Annotated in this window: 18 protein-coding genes; 4 read left to right on the top strand and 14 right to left on the bottom strand. The window is 70.9% G+C overall.

Annotated elements, in window-relative coordinates:
• Position 1: 1 nt before the first annotated feature.
• From ABZ622_RS32040 to ABZ622_RS32030, 3 genes are all read left to right on the top strand, one after another.
• Complete coding sequence (locus ABZ622_RS32040) at positions 2-466, top strand: PH domain-containing protein (protein ID WP_360549197.1); 465 nt, start codon at positions 2-4, stop codon at positions 464-466.
• Positions 467-652: 186 nt separating this feature from the next.
• Positions 653-2,023, top strand: a complete 1,371-nt coding sequence (locus ABZ622_RS32035) for a hemolysin family protein (RefSeq protein ID WP_360549195.1) — start codon at positions 653-655, stop codon at positions 2,021-2,023.
• Positions 2,020-3,126: a hemolysin family protein gene (locus tag ABZ622_RS32030; protein ID WP_360549193.1), complete on the top strand. Its 1,107-nt coding sequence runs from the start codon at positions 2,020-2,022 to the stop codon at positions 3,124-3,126. Before ABZ622_RS32035 ends, ABZ622_RS32030 begins: the two co-directional genes overlap by 4 nt.
• A gap of 52 nt (positions 3,127-3,178) precedes the next feature.
• Here ABZ622_RS32030 and ABZ622_RS32025 read toward each other — a convergent pair whose 3' ends face one another.
• Together ABZ622_RS32025 and ABZ622_RS32020 are read right to left on the bottom strand one after the other, a co-directional pair.
• Complete coding sequence (locus ABZ622_RS32025) at positions 3,179-5,092, bottom strand: AAA family ATPase (RefSeq protein ID WP_360549191.1); 1,914 nt, start codon at positions 5,090-5,092, stop codon at positions 3,179-3,181.
• Positions 5,093-5,453: 361 nt separating this feature from the next.
• Positions 5,454-6,083: a hypothetical protein gene (locus tag ABZ622_RS32020; RefSeq protein WP_360549189.1), complete on the bottom strand. Its 630-nt coding sequence runs from the start codon at positions 6,081-6,083 to the stop codon at positions 5,454-5,456.
• A gap of 198 nt (positions 6,084-6,281) precedes the next feature.
• Between ABZ622_RS32020 and ABZ622_RS32015 the strand changes: the two genes are divergently transcribed.
• On the top strand, positions 6,282-7,640 hold the full coding sequence (locus ABZ622_RS32015; RefSeq protein ID WP_360549187.1) for a peptidase C39 family protein: 1,359 nt from the start codon (positions 6,282-6,284) through the stop codon (positions 7,638-7,640).
• Here ABZ622_RS32015 and ABZ622_RS32010 read toward each other — a convergent pair.
• The 12 genes from ABZ622_RS32010 to ABZ622_RS31955 all read right to left on the bottom strand — a co-directional run bounded on the left by ABZ622_RS32010 (position 7,588) and on the right by ABZ622_RS31955 (position 18,904).
• On the bottom strand, positions 7,588-7,974 hold the full coding sequence (locus ABZ622_RS32010; RefSeq protein ID WP_360549185.1) for a tyrosine-type recombinase/integrase: 387 nt from the start codon (positions 7,972-7,974) through the stop codon (positions 7,588-7,590). The two genes, ABZ622_RS32015 and ABZ622_RS32010, sit on opposite strands and share 53 nt — an antisense overlap.
• A 385-nt stretch (positions 7,975-8,359) precedes the next feature.
• On the bottom strand, positions 8,360-9,400 hold the full coding sequence (locus ABZ622_RS32005) for a hypothetical protein (protein WP_360549183.1): 1,041 nt from the start codon (positions 9,398-9,400) through the stop codon (positions 8,360-8,362).
• Between the two features lie 43 nt (positions 9,401-9,443).
• On the bottom strand, positions 9,444-9,716 hold the full coding sequence (locus ABZ622_RS32000; RefSeq protein ID WP_360549181.1) for a DNA-binding protein: 273 nt from the start codon (positions 9,714-9,716) through the stop codon (positions 9,444-9,446).
• Positions 9,713-10,435 (bottom strand): hypothetical protein, encoded by a 723-nt coding sequence (locus ABZ622_RS31995; protein WP_360549179.1) that lies wholly within the window; start codon positions 10,433-10,435, stop codon positions 9,713-9,715. The genes ABZ622_RS32000 and ABZ622_RS31995 overlap by 4 nt, the downstream gene beginning before the upstream one ends.
• A gap of 14 nt (positions 10,436-10,449) precedes the next feature.
• Positions 10,450-12,483 (bottom strand): hypothetical protein, encoded by a 2,034-nt coding sequence (locus ABZ622_RS31990; protein WP_360549177.1) that lies wholly within the window; start codon positions 12,481-12,483, stop codon positions 10,450-10,452.
• Entirely contained in the window at positions 12,470-12,715 is a 246-nt protein-coding gene (locus ABZ622_RS31985) for an S-type pyocin domain-containing protein (protein ID WP_360549175.1), read from the bottom strand. The genes ABZ622_RS31990 and ABZ622_RS31985 overlap by 14 nt, the downstream gene beginning before the upstream one ends.
• A gap of 230 nt (positions 12,716-12,945) precedes the next feature.
• The gene (locus ABZ622_RS31980; protein WP_360549173.1) at positions 12,946-13,830 is read right to left on the bottom strand and encodes a hypothetical protein; all 885 of its coding nucleotides are present in this window, start codon (positions 13,828-13,830) and stop codon (positions 12,946-12,948) included.
• Positions 13,827-15,953, bottom strand: a complete 2,127-nt coding sequence (locus ABZ622_RS31975) for a hypothetical protein (protein ID WP_360549171.1) — start codon at positions 15,951-15,953, stop codon at positions 13,827-13,829. The genes ABZ622_RS31980 and ABZ622_RS31975 overlap by 4 nt, the downstream gene beginning before the upstream one ends.
• Positions 15,950-16,915, bottom strand: coding sequence for a hypothetical protein (locus ABZ622_RS31970; RefSeq protein WP_360549169.1), 966 nt, complete (start codon positions 16,913-16,915; stop codon positions 15,950-15,952). Before ABZ622_RS31970 ends, ABZ622_RS31975 begins: the two co-directional genes overlap by 4 nt.
• A 157-nt stretch (positions 16,916-17,072) precedes the next feature.
• The gene (locus ABZ622_RS31965) at positions 17,073-17,732 is read right to left on the bottom strand and encodes a cyclic nucleotide-binding domain-containing protein (RefSeq protein WP_360549167.1); all 660 of its coding nucleotides are present in this window, start codon (positions 17,730-17,732) and stop codon (positions 17,073-17,075) included.
• Between the two features lie 231 nt (positions 17,733-17,963).
• The gene (locus tag ABZ622_RS31960; RefSeq protein WP_360549165.1) at positions 17,964-18,329 is read right to left on the bottom strand and encodes a hypothetical protein; all 366 of its coding nucleotides are present in this window, start codon (positions 18,327-18,329) and stop codon (positions 17,964-17,966) included.
• Positions 18,305-18,904, bottom strand: a complete 600-nt coding sequence (locus ABZ622_RS31955; RefSeq protein ID WP_360549163.1) for an MFS transporter — start codon at positions 18,902-18,904, stop codon at positions 18,305-18,307. Before ABZ622_RS31955 ends, ABZ622_RS31960 begins: the two co-directional genes overlap by 25 nt.
• Positions 18,905-18,915: the final 11 nt, after the last annotated feature.

Below are 18,915 nucleotides of genomic sequence, written 5' to 3'. Positions count from 1 at the left end.
CATGTCCGCCCCCGCACCCCGGCCCGAACTCCCCACCCTCCCGGTCACGTTCCGGCCGACCCGAACCCGGGTGGTCCTGCTGACCGTGGGGGCGGCGATGTTCCTCGTCATCACCGCCGTCGCCATGACCCTGGAACAGCTGAGCCCGGGGGAGCGGGTCAGCTTCGTCTTCACGGCACTGCTGTTCTTCGGAGTGCTCGCGCTCCTCAGCCGCCCGAAGGTCGTCGCGAACGAGGACGGGGTGACCGTGGTCAATCTCACCCGGACGCGCCGGCTGTCCTGGGCGGAGATCCTCCGGGTCAACCTGCGCGTCGGCGACCCCTGGGTCTTCCTCGACCTCAGCGACGGGACCAGCATGCCCGCCCTCGGCATCCAGCCGGGAATCGCCAAACAGCAGGCCATCCGCGACGCCCGTACGCTCCGCGCCCTCGCCGAGAGCCACGGCACCGGAACGGACATCGGCTGAGCCCCCTGCCCCGTACGGCCTCTTCTTGATTACTCTGGAGGGCGGCGGTGCCCCTGCGCACCCCGCCCCGCACCCAGAGGTCCACGAGACCGGCGGGGCTTTCCTGCGACCCAAGGAGTGACTCCTTCCAGCAATGGACGGATCGTCCGGTAGTACCTGCGCCGCCCCTTCCCCGGAGGCGGCGGCATGACCACCCCCCTGCTGCTTCTCAGCGCGGCATTCCTTCTCATCCTCGCCAACGGATTCTTCGTGGCGGCCGAATTCGGGCTCGTCACGGTGGAGCGGCCGGACGCCGAGCGCGCCGCCGCCGAGGGCGACCGGCGGGCCCGTACCGTCGTCCGGGCCCTGCGTGAACTCTCCTTCCAGCTCTCCGGCACCCAGCTGGGCATCACCATCACCTCACTGGTCGTCGGCATGCTCGCCGAACCGGCGCTCGCCCAGCTGCTGGACGGCCCGCTCACCGCGACCGGGCTGCCCGACGGTGCCGTTCCCGGCGTCAGCGTGGTGATCGGGATGATGGTGGCCTCCGCCGTCCAGATGGTGATCGGCGAACTCGTACCGAAGAACTGGGCGGTCTCCCGGCCGCTCCAGGTCGCCCGGTTCGTCGCCGGCCCCCAGCACCGTTTCTCCGCCGTGTTCCGGCCGGTGATCAGCCTGCTGAACACCGTGGCCAACCGGCTGGTGCGGCTGCTGGGCGTCGAGCCCACCGCCGAGCTGGCCTCCGCCCGCACCCCCGGGGAGCTGGTCTCCCTGGCCCGGCACTCGGCCGAGGCCGGCACCCTCGAACAGGACACCGCGGACCTCTTCGTGCGGACCCTGTCGCTCGCCGGGCTCACCGCCCAGCACGTCATGACCCCGCGGGTGAAGGTCAGCGCCCTGCAGTCCTCGGCGACCGCCCAGGACGTCCTCAACCTCACCCGCGCCACCGGCCTCTCCCGCTTCCCCGTCTACCGGGAGCGGATCGACGAGGTCGTCGGCATGATCCACCTCAAGGACGCGCTCGCCGTGCCCGCCCAGGACCGGCTGCGCACCCCCGCCGGACGGATCGCCGTACCGCCGCTGCTGGTCCCCGAGACCCTGCCCGTCGAACAGCTGCTCCAGCGGCTGCGCAAAGAGCAGCCGATCGCCGTGGTGGTCGACGAGTACGGCGGCACCGCCGGAGTCGTCACCCTGGAGGACATCATCGAGGAACTCGTCGGTGAGGTCAGGGACGAGCACGACGCCGAGGGCGCCGACCGGCCCGAGCTGGCCCCCGCCGCCCCGGAGGACGGCCGCCCGGCCTGGGACGCCGAGGGCAGCTGCCGGGTCCTCACTCTGCGCCGGATAGGACTCGACGTCCCCGACGGACCGTACGAGACCGTGGCCGGACTCGTCGCCGATCTGCTGGGACGGATCCCCGCCCCCGGCGACCGGGCCGAGCTGCCAGGCTGGCGGATCTCCGTCCGCCAGGTCGGCCACTACCGCGCCGAGAAGGTCCGCTTCGTCCGTATGGCCGAGGCGCCCGGCGCCGACTCCGACGCCCCGGCGGCCCACGAAGTCCTGGAGGCTGTGCGATGAGCCTGGTCCAACTGCTCTTCGCCGCACTCCTCGTGCTGGCGAACGGCTTCTTCGTCGGCGCCGAGTTCGCCCTCGTCTCCGTACGGCGCAGCCAGGTCGAGCCCCTCGCGGCGGCCGGTTCGAGCCGGGCCCGCCAGGTGGTGTACGGGCTGGAGAACCTGCCGCGGATGATGGCCGCCGCCCAGTTCGGCATCACCGTCTGCTCACTGACCCTCGGCGCCGTCGCCGAACCGACCGTCGCCCATCTGCTGGAGCCGGTTTTCCAGGCGGTCCACCTGCCCGAGGGTCTCATCCACCCGCTCGGCTACGTCCTGGCACTCGTCTTCGTGGTCTTCCTCCACCTCGTCATCGGCGAGATGGTCCCGAAGAACCTCGCGATGGCGGCGCCGGAGAAGACCGCGCTCTGGCTCAGCCCCGGCCTCGTCGGCTTCGCCCGCGTCTGCCGCCCGGTCACCGTCGCGCTGGGCGCCTGCGCCCGGCTGGTGCTCCGGATCTTCGGCGTCGAACCGAAGGACGAGGTCGAGGCCGTCTTCACCAGCGAGCAGCTCAACCGGCTGGTCGAGGACTCCGGCCAGGCCGGACTGCTGGAGCCGGAGGCGCAGGAGCGGCTGGAGGACGCGCTGGAGCTGGGCAGCAGGCCCGTCACCGATGTGCTGCTCCGCCGGGCCTCCCTGGTGACCGTGGACCCGTCCGTCACCCCGCACCGGATCGAGGAGCTGACCGTACGCACCGGCTACTCGCGCTTCCCCGTGTGCGCGGAGGGCGGCGGTCCGTTCATGGGCTATCTGCACGTCAAGGACGTGCTGGACCTGGAGGACGGCGAGCGGGCCGTCCCCCAGCACGTATGGCGCCCGATGGCGACCGTACGGGCCGAACTGCCCCTGGACGACGCCCTGACCGTGATGCGCAGGGCGGCCACGCACCTGGCGCAGGTCGCCGACGCCTCCGGCCGGATCCTCGGCCTGGTCGCCATGGAGGACGTCCTGGAGATGCTCGTGGGCGAGGTGCGCGACCCGGCCCACCGGATCGCGGTCCCGCGCCGTGCGGCGGAACCCGCGGGCACCACGACCGGCTACGGCGAACTCACCGCGGCGGTCCGCTAGGTGCAATCACTGCCGGAGGGGCCGTTGCCCGGTCCCTCCGGCAGACCGGGCCTCACAGGGGCGGCGGCTCCTGCTGCCCCCGGTCCACCGGCCCCCGCCCGGACAGCACCTCGCCGTACGCCTGCATCAGGTCCGGCAGCCGCAGCGTGGCGAGATCGTCCCGGCTCGGCACCGCCGCGTAGCCGGAGAGCCGGAGATCGCGGTAGGCGCAGCTCTTCTCGTACAGGGTGCGCAGGAACCGGCCGTTGCCCAGCTCGTCGATCCAGCCCTGCTCGACCACATGGCCGCTGATGGAACGCAGCTCGTCCAGTGACTCCTCGTCCCACGCGTCGCCGTTCTCCGCCGCCAGCACCTCACCGATCGAGGTGAGCTCCAGCGGCCGGTAGCTCGGGAAGTCCACCCGGGTGGTGAAGCGCGAGGAGAGCCCCGGATTGGTGGCCAGCAGCCGGTCCATGCCCTCCGGGTAGCCCGCGAGGATGACGACGAGATGGTCCCGGTTGTCCTCGGCCCGCTTGAGGAGGACCTGCAGTGCCTCGTCGCCGTACGCGTCGCCCTTGCTGTAGCCGCTGTTGGCGAGGCTGTACGCCTCGTCGACGAAGAGCACCCCGCCGAGCGCCGAGTCGATCAGCTCATTGGCCTTGACCGCGGTCTGGCCGAGGAACTCGCCCACCAGATCGGCCCGTTGGGCCTCGACCAGATGATCGCCGCCGAGCAGCCCCAGCGCGTAGAAGACCCGCCCCAGGATGCGGGCCACCGTGGTCTTGCCGGTGCCGGACGGGCCCGAGAAGACGAAATGGCGCTTCGGCGGCTGCACGGGAAGCCCCTGGCCGGCCCGCAGCCGTGCCATGTTCAGCTGTGCGGACAACGCCTTGACCTGGCGCTTCACCGGCTCCAGCCCCACCATCCGCTCCAGCTCGGCCAGCGCCTCGGCGAGCAGCACCGGATCACTGGGCCCCGCCGGGAACGGGGACGCAGGCTGGCCGGGCACCGCCGCCCTGCGCCGCGTTCTGCCGGACGGCGGCGGCATTCCGACGTCCACGAAACCGGGCACCTCACCGCCGGGCCGCAGCTCCCGCCCGTCCACCGGATCGGCGCCGAACAGCGGATCCGCGTCCGGCTGCGCCTCCGAGACGGTGCCGTCGGTGCCGAGCCCGGCCAGCGACACGGCGGCCAGGCCGGCCGCCTCGTCGGAGCCCTCCAGGCCGTCGTAGTCCGCGATCGCGGCGAGCCGCGCCGAAGTGTCCATGAACGCGGGGTCGATCCGGTGCACCGCCCGGTAGAGCGGCAGGGCGGCGGCGCTGCGACCGGTGCCCTCGTGCGCACGGGCCAGCCAGTAGCGCAGCTCCTTGCGCTGCGGCTGTTCACTGCGGCAGCGCATCAGCGCGGTGGAGAGCAGCGGCTCGGCCTGCCCGTACATCTCCAGACGCACCCGGGCCATGCCGCCGAACAGCCCCGCCTCGATGCCCAGCAGCGGATCGTCCACCAACTGCTCGGTGTTGCGTACGAGCTGCTCCCAGTCCTTGACCAGGTACGAGCGGCAGGCGTGCAGAAAGCGCACCTGCGGGTCGGTGTCCACCGGTGGCAGGCCCGCGAGCGCCCGGTCCAGTTCGGGAACGTGGCGGCCGTCCAGCCAGTGCGAGGCGTGCGCCAGCAGCAGGTCCCGTGCGCTCTCCAGCACCGGCTGAACCCACCAGCCCAGCCAGTACCAGGAGTTGAGCGTGCGCCGGTGCCGGGCGCGCTGCTCGCCGAAACGCTCGCGATGGCGGTACATGTGCAGCAGCGCCGCGGTCGTGTCGACCCTCAGCGCATGGAGGCCGAGCCAGCCGTCCGCCATGCCGGGATCGAGCCGGACCGCGGCCCTGAACTCCTCCTCGGCCTGTGGGTAGGCGCCCATGGTGTAGGCGTCCACGCCGCGCAGCCAGGCGAGGTCGGCCGGGGCCTGTGCGCCCTGCGTGCCGATGTCCATCTGGTCCCCCACAAACCGTGCCCCCAGGATGTCCCGCCGCACGATTCTGCCCAGCCGGGCGCACCGAATCACTTTGCCACGGACGGGAATTGACCGCACCGAGAGGCATCGTACCTGCGCAGGGAGTGTGCGATTAAGAGCGCCGCAGGCCGAAGGGAGACCGTGACCCAGGGTGAGCGGAATCCGTCGGGCGGGTGTGCGGGAGGGGGCGTGAGGGCAGAACGAAGCCCCCGATCACGGGGGAACAATCGGGGGCTTCGCGTCTGTAGGGGCTCCGAAAAGCCGCACATTGAGAACGTAAGACCTGTACCGCCCCCGGGTCAAGCGGAGTTGAGGTACTTGCGGGGCGATTTCTCACCATTCAGTACGACGGTGCCACGCGCTCACGGTCCGTGACGGAATGGTTCGTTCCTGCTGCTGTTCCGGGCCCCTCCAGCAACTCGTATCCCACCGGCAACTGCCGTACCAGAGTGTCCGCGTGGGTGCGGGAAGGGTCGGCCGAGAAGTGCTCCGCCTCGGCCGCCGTCCACCCGTCCCAGAACGCCGAGAGCGCGGGCCCGTCCCTGCGGCGGCCGCGCTCCCAGGACCGCTCGGCCGGCAGGTCCATCCACAGCAGCCGGGCCAGGTACGGCCGCAGCGCCCGGCGGCCGGCCCCGACCCCCTCGATCAGGACCACCGGCGCGGGCTCCAGGTCGCGCGGCGCCCCGAAACCCCGGGCGGTCCAGTCGTACGGCGCGTACCGCGCGCACTCGCCGCGCTCCAGCGGTACGAGCACCTGCTCCCGCAGCCGGTCCACCCAGGTGAAGAAGGAGTCGTGCGTGGCCACGTCGTCCAGGTGCAGGACGGGGGCGTCACCGAACGCGGCGGCCAGGCGGGCGGCGAAGGTGCTCTTCCCCGAGCCCGCGTGGCCGTCGACGGCGATCAGCCGGACCGGTCCGCAGGACGGCGTCAGGGTGCGCAGCCGCCGGGCGAGGAGCGAGAGGTCGTTCATGGTCACCAGCCTACGAGCCGGTCCCGGGCGGCCGCCGCCCGCGTCCGCGACAGCCGCAGGTCACGCCAGTGGACCAGACCAATATTGGTTCATTGGCGCGGGTCGAATCGCTGGCCGGATCAGGCCACGACCCGCGATAGTTGGCGCACTGTCGTGCACCTCGCAGCCCCATTCCGCTTACGACCGGGGGTCTCGCCCATGAACAGACCGACCTCACGCAGGACCGTGCTGACCGCCGCGATCGCGGCGGCGGCCGCCGCCGGAGCGGTGTCGTCCGCCGGCTCCGCGACCGCCGCCGCCCCGCCCCACGCCCCCTCGGCGAAGGCCCCTGCCGTGGACAACCGCTTCTGGCACACCTACACCGACTGGCGGGCCGGCTCCGGCGCCGGGACGCGGGCCGTCGCGGGCCGCCGCCCCGGGCTGGTGATCGGCCACGCCGCGGGACGCACCGACCACACCGACCCGCACACCGGTACGACCGCCACCTGGGAGTACGCGACCTGGACCTCCCCGGTCCACCGGTCCTCGGTCCCGGCGACCGAGGTGATCGCCTCCTGGAACGCGGAGACCCCGGCCGGCACCTGGATCGGGATCGACCTCCAGGGCCGCTACTCGGACGGCGCCTCGACGCCCTGGTACGTGATGGGCCGCTGGGCCGCGGGCGACGGCGACATCCGCCGTACGTCGGTCGACGACCAGAGCGACGGCAAGAGCTCGATCTGGACCGACACCTTCTCGGTGGACGACGCGGCGAGCGGACTGCGGCTGGTCTCCTACCGGCTGCGGCTCACCCTGTACCGCACCCCGGGCAGCCGTCTGACGCCCACCGTCCGGCGGATCGGCGCGATGGCCTCCGACATCCCGGACCGCTTCACCGTCCCGGCCGCCACCCCCGGCCTCGACCGCGAGCTGCGGGTGCCGCGCTACTCGCAGAACGTCCACGCGGGCCAGTACCCCGAGTACGACAACGGCGGCGAGGCCTGGTGCAGCCCCACCTCCTCGCAGATGATCATCGAGTACTGGGGACGCCGGCCGACCGCCGAGGACCTCGCCTGGGTCAAGCCCGGCCTGGCCGACCCGCAGGTCTGCCACGCCGCCCGGTTCACCTACGACTACCAGTACGAGGGCTGCGGCAACTGGCCGTTCAACGCCGCCTACGCCGCGACGTACGACGAGATGAGCTCGGCGGTGACCCGGCTGGGCTCGCTCAGGGACCTGGAGACGCTGATCCGCGCGGGCATCCCGGTCATCACGTCACAGTCCTTCCTCAAGGAGGAGCTGACCGGCGCCGGGTACGGGACCTCCGGCCATCTGATGACCGTGATCGGCTTCACCGAGGCCGGCGACGTGATCGCGAACGACCCGGCCTCGCCGGACAACGAGGCGGTGCGCCGGATCTACAAGCGCCGGGAGTGGGAGAACATCTGGCTCCGCACCAAGCGCTACGACGCGAACGGCAAGGTCAGAAGCGGTACGGGCGGGGTCTGCTACGTCTACTGGCCCTTCAAGTCGACTGGCACCCAGCACCGCGTGCTGCGCTCGCTGGGCCTGCTGTGAGCAGGTACGGCCCCACGGCCGTCTCGACGACCTGACGGCAGCGCTCCTGGCCGTCCTGGGCGAGGTGGCCGTACCGGTCCACCGTGACCTTGATCGAACGATGTCCGAGCCAGCGGGACACCTCGTGGATGGACACGCCATTCGTCATGGTCACGGTGGTCCACTTGTGCCGCAAGTTGTGCGGGTTGTATTCGGGAAGATTCGAGCCGCTTGACAGCGCGGCACCACGACCTGCGCAGGAGATCGAGGTACGGCAATCCACCGTTCGCGTTTCGGACAGGAAGTCGACCGATGAACTGCTCAAGGTGAGGCCGGCACCGGGATGTCGCGCCATTCACCCTCCTTCCGGTGCTTCAAGGGAGCGTAGACACTTCGGCCGCGACGGCGGCGATGAGGGTCTGGCCGCCCCAGTGGGGAGGGGAGTTGGCCGACCTGGGCGAATACGGCCTGCTGCGCGGGGCCGCCCGGGCGGGGGAGGCGCCCGGGCGGGGGAGGCGCCCGGGCGGGGGAGGCGGAGACCAAGGTCTCCGCCTCCCCCATTGCGGCTCACGGTGCCGAAGACCGTCACCCAGGGTCGACAGGGCGAACGAACCCACCACCTGCCGCATGGTGTTGAGCAGGGGGAAGCGCACCCGACCCCTTCGGTTCGACGTCGGACAGCGCCGTGATGGTCGGCGAGTTCGACAATCCCAGGGGCCGCGCCGCGCAGGGGGCACTGTTCAGGAGCGACGCAACTCCACTGCCTTGGAGTGCAGTTCCTGCATCATGGCGATGCTGTGGAGCATTTTCCGGAAGGCCGACGTGATCCTGCGTGCGGGGCGGCGCATGAGGCGGCTGGCGGCACCGAGCATGTTGATCATGGCCATGCCTTCCTGGACGGAAGCCGATTCGATCTCGGCGCCCCAGTCCATCAAGGCGATCTGTTCCAGCGTTTCCTCCGCGTCCTCCGGCCATTCGGCGGGAGGAGTGGTGGCCAGCCAGTCCAGGAATGCCTGGAAGGCGGTGCGGGAGGTGCGCATACGTTCGACGAAGCGGTCCGCCGCAGCCTCCAGTTCTCCGGTCGGTCCCTCGATGGCCTTGGCCAGACGGTTCACCACGGCCATCCTCTTGCTCGCCGGGGCCCCGGAGTGGCTGGCCTGGGTCATTTCCTCCCCAAGGAGCATCATGAGCTCCGTGAGGTCCGACATGGCCGCGTCCACGTCGGCCGTGTCGTCGGCGAGTGCCTCCCACTGGGTCTCGGCCTCCACGATCAGATCGAACATACCCGGGAGGTTCTCGTCGGGGCCGCTTTCCGCTCCGGTCGCGGAGCCCGTCTCGATCGGGCGGTCCGTCCGCAGCGGGTCCGCCGCCAGCGCGTCCAGCAGCTGCTTCCGGGCAGTGACGGTGCCGCCCGGGTGGGACGGGAAGGCCAGGTGGAGCACCGTCCCGGGAGCGGGACGGCACTCGGCGTCCTGGGTGACGCGGACGGTGCGCCGGCCGAGCGCGTGGCGCGCGCCGAAGGCGAAGGTCAGCTCCGGGTCGGAACCGCCGAGGTCCGCGACGACGACGTCCGCCTCAGTGAGCAGGTGCAGCAGTTGGTCCAAGGGCAGGCCGGCCTCGGCGAGGCTGCCCGCCCTCAGCAGGGTGAGGCCGAGTTGTTCGCACACCGGGCGCACGATTTCCTCGTGGAGGACGGCGGACCGGTGCCGCGCCTCCGGGAGGCAGGGGGCGGCGGAGTAGGTGGTGGTCGCGGTCCCGTCGATGACGAGGCAGGTGGGCATGGTGGATTCCTTTCGGTGGTGGTCCGGCAGGGCGGGAAAGGGGTCAGTCGAAGAGCGTGAGTGCCACGCCGTCGGCGATCTCGTCGGCGAAGACGGGACGCTCCTCGATGCCCAGCGCGGCCAGCAGTTCCACGGTCCGCACCCGGTGGCGGCGGCCGACGGGCACAGTGGGACAGGGGAACTCGTTACGGGCGACCAACCGGTAGGCGGTGCCCATGCACATACCGAACGCCCGGGCCGCCGTGCGCAGGTCCACGCTCACCGGCAGGTCGAAGATCTCGCGGAAGGTGAGGGGGGTGTCCTGGCGGCCGCTCATCCCTTCTTCCCGACCCGGCGCAGGGAGAGGGTGGCGACCCGGCGGCCCCGGCCGGAGTGCCCGACGCTCGTGGCCGTACCGGCCACGCCCCAGGCACTGGCGAGAGCGCCGATCCGTACGCCTTCGACGCGGTGCGCGGGTACGGAGATCCGCAGGCTCGCGGAGAGCCCCGACCAGCGCGGGGCCGGGTCGTAGTCCGCCCGCCAGACGTCGTCGCTGCCCGCGCCGGGGGAAGTACCGCCCGCGCGTTCCACGTCCTCCACCGTGTTCTCACGGTGCGTGTCGCGCCAGACCTCCCAGGCGCGGGAACAGGCCGACCGCAGCACCGTCCTCCCGGGTTCAGGGTCCCGCGGCTCCAGCTTCGCCAGCTCTTCGAGGTAGCAGGTGACGAGCTCCGCCTCGACGTCCTCGCGGTCGGCACGGCGGCACCAGGTGATCCGGGACGCGTTGCGGCGCAACCCCTGGAGCCCCAGCCACACCACCGCCTCCCGCCAGTCGGTCCCTCCGGTCCGGAAGCGCTCCGCGACCTGGTGCCACAGGGAAGCCCGTGCCAGGGAGCACGCCGTGCGGTCGTAGAGCAACGCACGGGCCCGGTTCAGGGAAAGGGGTACGCCCGCCGGTTCCGTGCCGTCGAACAAACGCAGCGGGGGCGTGGGGTCGTTGTCGGCCCACCGGCGTTCGACGGTGGTGAAGATGCCGGGGCGAGAGAAGAAAGTCACGGGTTGCCTCCTGTTCAACCGGCCTGTGGGGCCGGGGTGTTGTCTCGCCAGGTCTTCAGCGCGCGGGCGGCGGGTACCTTGCCGGGCATCGTGTCCGGGCCTCTTTCCACGGCCAGGAGCCAGCGGAGGAAGCCCGGCTCCCGGGCGGTCACCAGCCCGTCGAGGAGCCGGGCGACCGCCTGGGACCGGCCCTTGGCGCCGGCCGCCCCGGCGCACCAGGTGAGCAGGGCGTCTCCCATGCTGGAGAAGGCGACCGACTCGTTCAGGGAGTGTCCGACGAGGTGGACGGCGACCGCCGCCGACCCGGCGCGGGCCAGAGCCCGTCCGCTCCACCACAGGAAGTCGGTGCGGGCCAGGACGGGAAAGGCGCAGGCGGTCAGCAGGCCGGCCGTGGCGTCGGTCCGCGCCCAGTCCCGCATCCGGTGCAGGACGGTCACCCTGGTGGTGTGGTCGCCTCTGTTGAAGCGTCGTACGAGTGCCCCCTTGGCAGCCTCGAAGACGGAGAGATCGTCCGGCCCGGCGCCCAGGGTCTCCGTGAGCTTTTCCAGCAGTCGCAACGCCTGCTCGTCCCCGAGGCCCTCGGGCTCCTCACAGGCGTACGCCACAGCGTGCTTCAAGGAGGCTTCGGGCGTGACGCTCCACAGGTCGAGCAGGTCGGCCGCCGTCTGTGCCACCGCCCGGTCCCGGAAGCGGGTCGCCAGGCATCGCGCAGCCACCCGCGGGGCGGGAAGGACCGGAGCGGAGGCCAGCGCGGGCAGCAGTTCCAGGGACTGGCCGCTCGTGGCTTCCGCCAGAGCGGCGGCGGCCCGGCCGGCCCGCTCGATCTGGTCCTCCTCCGGGCCGGGGTCGGCGAGCCAGGCGTGCACCACCGGCACGAGGTCCGCACGGTCCCGGCACAGGCTCTCCCACACGGCCCCGCTCACGGCGGGCCAGAAGAAGGACACCGTGTCGGTGGCCTCGTCATCGGCGCGGCTCACGCGCTGGGCTCCGAGGATCCGCAGGACCTCGGCCGGTGGCCTCGGCGGGGGGTCCTCGTCCGGATGACGGTGGGAGCCGGGACCCCGCATCCTGTCCGTGCCTGCCAGCCGCAGCAGTTCCCGCGCCCGTTCCATCACGACGGCACGGTGCAGCCCTCCGTAGACGCCGAGGGAGAGCAGACAGGCCAGGAGGGCGGGATCGCGCTGGGCCCGGGCCAGGATCTCGGGGCCCTCGGCCCCTGCCAGGGTGCGCATGAGCTCCCCCGGGGCCGGTCCGCCCGCCGCCCCCAGGCGCCGCAGGGTGTCCGCGGCCTGTGCGGCGTGGCGTGGCGGCAAGCCGTCGGGCAACAGCTCGTCGAGATCGCCGGGTTCCAGGGCCCGCAGCAACCGGGCGCGTACCGCCTCGTCGGGGCAGCCGTCCGCGAGGTGGGTGGTGAAGACCTTCCGGGGGTCCGGCGACCGGTGGCGCACGACCGGCACGCCGAGGTGGTCCTCCAGTGCGCCCACCAGGCCGGGGGCCTCCACCAGGACGATGACGAGGCGGGCGCCCGCCTCCGTCAGGAGCCCTTCGAGGCGGGCCAGGTCCCACGCCCGGAGCGCGAAGGGATCCGCGGGCTCCGTCACCAGGTATCCGTCCACGCCCTGGGCGCGCGGCGACCACCGGGAGAGGTTGGCCGTTCCGTCGACCTGGACGAGGACGGGGGCCTCGTGGCCGTGCGCGAGCAGGTTGAGCGCGTGTGTTTCCCGCCCCGTCCCGGCCTCGCCGACGAGCACCACGATGCCGGATTCGCGCACCGCGAGGGCTTCCTCGAAGCCGGGCGGCGGCACGAAGCGCCGCCGCGCCGCCTGCAGATGCTTCGCCCGTACGGGGCCTTGCCGTATCGGCCTCGGGACCGCGCCGCCCTCCGCCGAAGGTGCGAGCCGCTGGTGCTGGCCGCCTGTCAGCCATCCGGCGTTGATGACGCCGTTGGGGGCCCAGATCGTCGGCCCCCGACCCGCCAGAGCCATCGCGAACTCGGCGAAGCCAGCGAAGTCGGTCTCGGTCTCGCTGGGGAGATCAGCTGTCGCCATCGGTTCCTCCGCCGGTGTGGCCGGAGAGTCCGATGGTGGTGACGTGCTGACCGCCGTGGACGGTTCCGGTGTTGATGATGCCGCGCTCGGCGTTCAGCACCGTCGCGGGGGAGGTCGCCGCCCGGGGAGCGGCGTCCGGGGCTGCCTCGGGCTCGTGTGCCGGGCCTGCGGTCTCTCGTCGCCGGCGGAACGCGAGGACATTGTCCGGGGCCTGGGGTTCTTCTGCTCGCATGTCGCCCTTTCCTTCCGTGGGCGCCCGGGAATCGTGCGGGCGCCTTCCTTTCGGACACGTCGAGATTCCCGCGGATTCATCCCCGAAGCCGCTCCGGAGGACCAGGAATCAAGTAACCCCAGTCACACACGGAAAGGGTTTACGGAACGGCATGGAGAAGAAGAGCGGGTGTGTCACCGAAAGGCGACACACCCGCTCAGAAATTCAATATTCGAATATATTCCCCAGGGTCAGATGTACTCGCCGGGAACCGGCCTCCCGAGCGCCCCGATCCGGTCACGCAGCAGGCTGGAGAGCTCCTTGCGCTCCTGTTCGGGCAACGTGCCCAGCAGGGAGGCCAGCTCCTCCTGCCAGTCGGAACGCGGCGGACTCAGCAGATCCTGGTGGCCGACCGCCCAGTCCAGCACCTGCCGCACCTCTTCGGGGTGACGAAGCAACCACAGTGCCGCCAGCGACACCGGGCCGGCGTGGAGGGCCTGGAGACAGAACTCGTACTCGCCCCGACGGCTGGCCGTCCAGGAGTAAGGGACCCCGTCGGTTTCCCGTCGGCCGAGAAGCAGCTCCTCACCATTCTCCCGGAGCCGCACGTCGAACACCCGGTAGCTCAGACCGTGTTCCTCCAGACGCTGCGGCAGACCGAGATGCTGCATGATCTCCGGCGCCCCCAGCCCGTTGCCGGAGGCGTCCTGGGCATCCTCCAAGTAACGCAGGACAGAGGCGAGATGGGTCCGTACCAGGTGCCAGCCGTGCAGACTCCTGGCACGGACGACGCGTACGGGGTCGTGGACCCACCAGGAGACCCACAGGTCGACCGACTCCGTACCGTAGACCGTGGGGAGGCCGACCGCCCGCGTGTCCACGTGCTCCGTCGTGTCCACCCGGAAGACGTCGCTGTACTTCCCGTTCAGGTGGGGAGCGGGGGCCTCGTCCACCAGGGGCGGATAGGCGCCGGAACCCTCCGGGTCCCCTCGCCGGCCGAGGAAGGAGTACTCTCCTGCCTCGTCCCTGAGCACCAGTGCCCAGTCCTTCGACGCGGACCAGCGGTGGCCGAGGATCTCCCGCCAGGGCGGCCTGTCCAGCCGGTGAAAGAGGCGGTCGGTGGTGTCGTCGTTCATGCTGCCTCCCTTTGCGCGCCGGTCCGCCACCGCTGGAGCGCGCCGCGGGCGGTGACGAGGCCGGGCCAGCCGTTCGCACCCGCCTGGTCCATTTCCACGAACAAGCGGAATTCACCGGAGCGCATGGAATGGGCCATGGCCGCGAACAGGTTCTCGACGGCCCGGAACTGTTCGTCGTCCCACTGGCCCGACTCCGCCCAGCGCAGCAACGTCCCGCACGTCGTTTCGAAGGAATTCTCCGTGTTCAGGGCGCGGCCCGTGAGGTCGGCCAGCACCTGCGCCTCCGGCGTCCACAGGGCGAGGTTCCTCATGAACCACTGGGGAGACCAGAGCATTCGGCTGAAGAGCGAGAGCACCTGCTCCTGGTCGTACCCCTCTTCGTCCAGCCACTTCCGGAGCAAGTCGAATACCTTCGCCTCGTTGCCGGCCTGGAACAGCCGCAGGATCGCCGCTTCCACCGCCACCTTCACCTGGTACTCCTCTTCCTTCCGGACCTGTGCCGCGCGGAAGAGACTTTGAAGGAGCCGCAGGGCCAGGTCGGGCCGGGCCAGGCCGAATTCCTCGCCGCACGCGTGCGCCACCGTCGTCCTGAGACGGAAGTCGGCCGCCGTGCTCCAGCGATGCAGCCGGTAACGAATCTCGGCGACGAGCACGGGGTCCTCGGCCGCGACACCCAGCGCGTTCGCCACGACGAGCCGACTGGTCGCACGGTCCGACCGGGCGAGTTCCCGGAGGTGCACCAGGGCGTTGTGCCCGCCGCCCCAGCTCGCCACCCGTCCCATGGCCCGGCCCGCCGGTCCGGCGAGTCCGCCGGAGCGGGGTACGTCCCGCAACCACTCGACGAGCAGTTCTGACAACTGCCCGTACTCGCGCCACACATGTCTGAGAACGGCCTCGGCCTGTCGATGCCTGATGAACGCCACAGCCTCCACACTGTGCGAGTAGGCTCCCTCCGCCCGGATCTCGCGGTCCTGGCGGACCGCGCGCACGGCGTGCAGCAGTTCCGTCAGGGAGTGCCGGAAGACGAACTTCGGATTGGGCCGGTCCGGCTTCGCGGCCCCGTCGGTGTCTGTGCCGGGCAGCACCGCCGTCAGCCGGTCGCCCGCCAGCTTCGTCAACCGGTCGGCCTCATTCCTGACGATCTGCTGGTCCAGCCCCTCGTAGACCGAAGCGGCCAGCAGGAAGGCCAGTGATTCCGGCTCGTCGCACAAGCTCTTGATGAGCTCCGGGACCTCCCGCTCGGCCCGGTAGCTCAGCCGGAGCCCCAGGTCGCCGAGAGCCTCCGGATCGCCGTCGGCCTCGACGAGGGCCGTCACCAGCTCCACCACTTCTGCGGGTACCAGCTCCGGCACCAGAAGTTCGCCCAGGTCATGACGGCCGGAGAGCGCGGACAGCAGCCGGTCCCGCTCCCACCGGTCCGGCACCACCGCCTCGAAGCGGCTGCCGAACACCAGGGAGGGTGACGGCGGGGAGCACACGGTGGGGCTGATGTGGAGGTCCCGTTCGAGGCGGTGCAGCAGGGCCGTGTCGTCGGGCAGGACGATCACCATGCACGCATGGGCCTTCTTGAGCAGCTCCCGCACGTTTCTCAGCATGACCGGGGAAAGAGGCCGGGAGGGGAACAGCCCGTCTATCAGGTAGCCCCGCGCCGAGGCGTCGGTGGGCTTCCAGCGGTCCAGTTCGGTGACGCCGTCCAGTGCCCGCAGCGGCGCATCAGCCCCACAGCTCTCCCGTAGCAGGTTGAGCGCCGCGGTACGACGGCCTGTTCCTGGTCGGCCGGCCAGGAACAGGGGCCCCTGCTTCAGCTTCGCGAGGGCTGCTTCGAACCAGTCGGGGCGTGCGAAACCGTGCGCGGCGGCCTCCCTCTCCATGTCCGGGATCGGCCCCTCGCGCACTCTGCTTTCCCGTAGCCGCCCTTCCGGCCCGGAGCCGTTGCGTACGCCCTGCCCGCCGTACACGGAACCGTTGTTGATGTTCCCTCCGGGGGCGTAGATGACGGACGCCCACTCCTTGGCCCCGCCGATCAACTCGGTGATGTCGTAATCCGCTTCGGATCGCGGAGCCCCGTCCTCGGGCAGGGGGCCGGGCAGCCCGGCCTCCCCCGCTCTCCCGTCCCCCGTCACTTGCGCCCCTGGCGCTTGTCGCCGCGGACCTGGTCGCCCTGGAAGCGGCGGATCTCGCCGATCTTGTGGCCCTCCACGTAATCACCGGCGATCCGGTCGCCCGCCACGTGATCACCGGCCACGTGGTGATTGCGCACGCTCTGACCGCCGTGGACGGTACCGGTGTTGATGTTGCCGCGGGGGGCGGCGATGGCATCCGTGCGGCGGGCCGTCGTGTCGTCGCCGGACGATTCGGCGGACCGCGGGGAGGGCTCCCGTACAGGCTCCGGAGCGGCGCCGTCGACGGGGGTGCCCTCGTAGAGGGGGCCGGAGGGCTGGGGGACGTAGAGCCATGCCCGTCGGGAGAACGACTTGCCCTCGACCGTCGCGGCCACCTCCACGAAGTGGTCGGGGTGGCGCCCCGTGTACCCGCCGGCGACCGCGTCCTCGTAGCACCGCTCAGAGAGGATGGCCGCGACGTGGGTGATGTTCTCGTTGTGGGAGGTGAGCACGGCCTTGACGGGGCGCGAGTCGAGCAGCCGGTGGGTGTCGTTGCGCACTGTGCCGTTGCCGCCGAACTCGTCCCCGGTCTCCGGCAGCGGGCCGACGTGCAGACTGACGCGGAGCCTGATCGGCACCGCCCCGTGGGAGAGGACGTTGAAGTCGGTCAGAACTTCCTGGAGGGCGAGCAGCAGGGGGTGGATGACGAAGGGCATGCGTGCCGGGTCGAACCCGAAGACATAGCCGTCCCCGGTGGTGGCCGGGAACGTACGGTCCTCCCACAGGTCTCCGAGGTCGGCCCTGAGCAGCGCGGTCTTGAGGAGTTCGGGGACGACCCGGCTGACGGCCTCGTGCTCGATCGCCGGGCGGCCCGTGAAGTCCTTCGCGTCGACAGCCAGAATGCCCCGGTAGGGAGGCAGCGGCCGGCTGCGGGTGTACGGGGCGGCGATCCGCTGGGGCAGGGCGCTGCTGAACTCGGGCATGTCACTCCTCCGTGAAGCCCGCCCGGCCGCTCTCGGGCCGGGCGGGAACGCTGTCGCGTGCGGTGTCGAGCACGTCGAGCTTCACAGCGGGCGGGGAGCCGTTCCGTTCCGCAGGACCCGATAGGGAGTGACGTGGACCACATTCCCGACGGAGGTGTCAGCCGCCCGCGTGGCCGCCGGCCGCCTTGCGCAGGCCCTCCACGCTGACCACCTCGATCCGGCGGTTTCCCACTCTCACGCAGTCGGGGCCGAGCCGTTCGAGCGCCTTGCTGACGGCTTTGCGGCCCACATCGATGTGCTGGGCCAGCTCCTCCCTGGTGAGGGAGAAGCAGGGCTTCCCTCCACCGGCGGCCGCGACCAGGCGGAGCAGGGCCAGGGCGAGACGTTCGTGAACAGCCCCCTCGCACAGCTCGACCTGTTCGCGCATACGATTCCAGGCCAATTCGAAAATGGGGCGTGCGAGCTTGTTCTCCTGGACGAAGCGATGGAAATCCTGTGCGGGCACAATGCATGCCCTGCTTTTCCTCAGCGCCCGCACATCGGCCATCCGGACGCTTTTGGGCTGAAGAGCCATCTCCCCCAGGATCTCGCCCCGCCCCCGGAAACCGAGCACTCGCTGCCGCCCGTCGGGCTCGGTCCTGACGACCTTCACCAGCCCCTCCACCAGGGCAAGCACATGCGTCCCCCGGTCCCCTTGCTGCAGCAGGGCGCGGCCCGCGAGGTAGGTCTGCTCCGGATACCGCGTCAGTCGCGCCCACTCCTCGTCCGGCACCAGAGCACACAGAGGAGCCGGCGGAAGAGAATCATCTTCGCTCATGCGGTCAAGCTAGAGGAGAAAAACTCCGGATGGGCATGGAATTCACAAGTCGGCGCGCGCATCACAAATAGAACGGCCGAGTTATTTCTGTTTAGCCGCCCGGTATCATCCCGCCGCCCTTGAGCCGTTCTATTTCGGAGGGGCGGACCTGGATGGCGAAGAGGGCGACCAGGCGAAGGCGGCGGCGACGATGAAGCCGGCCGAGACGTCGGAGGTGAGGATCTGGTTGCCTCAGGCGGGCGGGAGCCGGCCGGTGCGGGCGAAGAGGGCCTTCTCGGCCGGGTCCGCCCGGGCGAGGAAGGTCGGGATCTGCTGGTCTACCTCGTTGCGGCTGGCGGTGCCGAAGACGGTCACCAGGATGGAGAGGCCCAGCGAGCTGCCGACCTGCTGGGTGGCGTTGAGGAGGCCGGAGGCCGCGCCGGACTCGGCGGGCCGGACGTCGGAGAGGGCCATCAGGGTCAGCGAGACGAACATCATGCCCATCCCCGCGCTGAACACCAGCATCGGGCCGAGGAACGAGCCCTCGTGGGTGGAGCGGACGTCCGTCAGACGCAGCCAGGAGAGGCCCGGGGTCAGGCAGAGCGAGCCCAGGACCATGAAGTGCTTCGGGGGCCGTACTTCGGCAGGAGTTGGCAGGCGAGGTCGGCCACCACCTCGATCACCGTACTGACCGGCAGGAAGGCGAGGCCCGCCTCCAGTGGGCTGAAGCCCAGCACCTGCTGCACGAAGAGCGTCAGGAAGAAGAACATGCCGAAGATCGCCGCCGCCAGGCAGAGCATGATGCCGTACGTGCCCGCCCTGTTCCGGTCGGCGAACATGTGGAGGGGGGCTCGGCTGCCGGGAGCGGTGTTCCACCAGGATGTACGTGGCCAGCAGGACGACGCGGCGCAGAACGAGGCGATCGTGTACGGATCGCTCCATCCCTCCTGCGCCGCGTGGATGAAGCCGTACACCAGCGCCACCATGCCGAGGGTCGACGTGAGCGCGCCCGCCAGGTCGAAGTGGCCGGGGTGACGTTCCGAATCCTTGACATGACGGGGAGTCAGGAGTGCGATCATCAGGGCGATCGGCACGTCCACGAAGAAGACCCAGCGCCAGTCGAGCCATTCGACGAGCACTCCGCCCGCCAGCAGGCCGATCGCTCCGCCGCCCGCCGACACTCCCGCGAACACGCCGAAGGCTC

Origin of the sequence: Streptomyces sp. NPDC007164, from assembly GCF_040634135.1 — a bacterium.
Lineage (GTDB): Bacteria > Actinomycetota > Actinomycetes > Streptomycetales > Streptomycetaceae > Streptomyces > Streptomyces sanglieri.
Note: the sequence above shows the minus strand (reverse complement) of the source record. Positions and strands in the feature narration are given on the sequence as shown.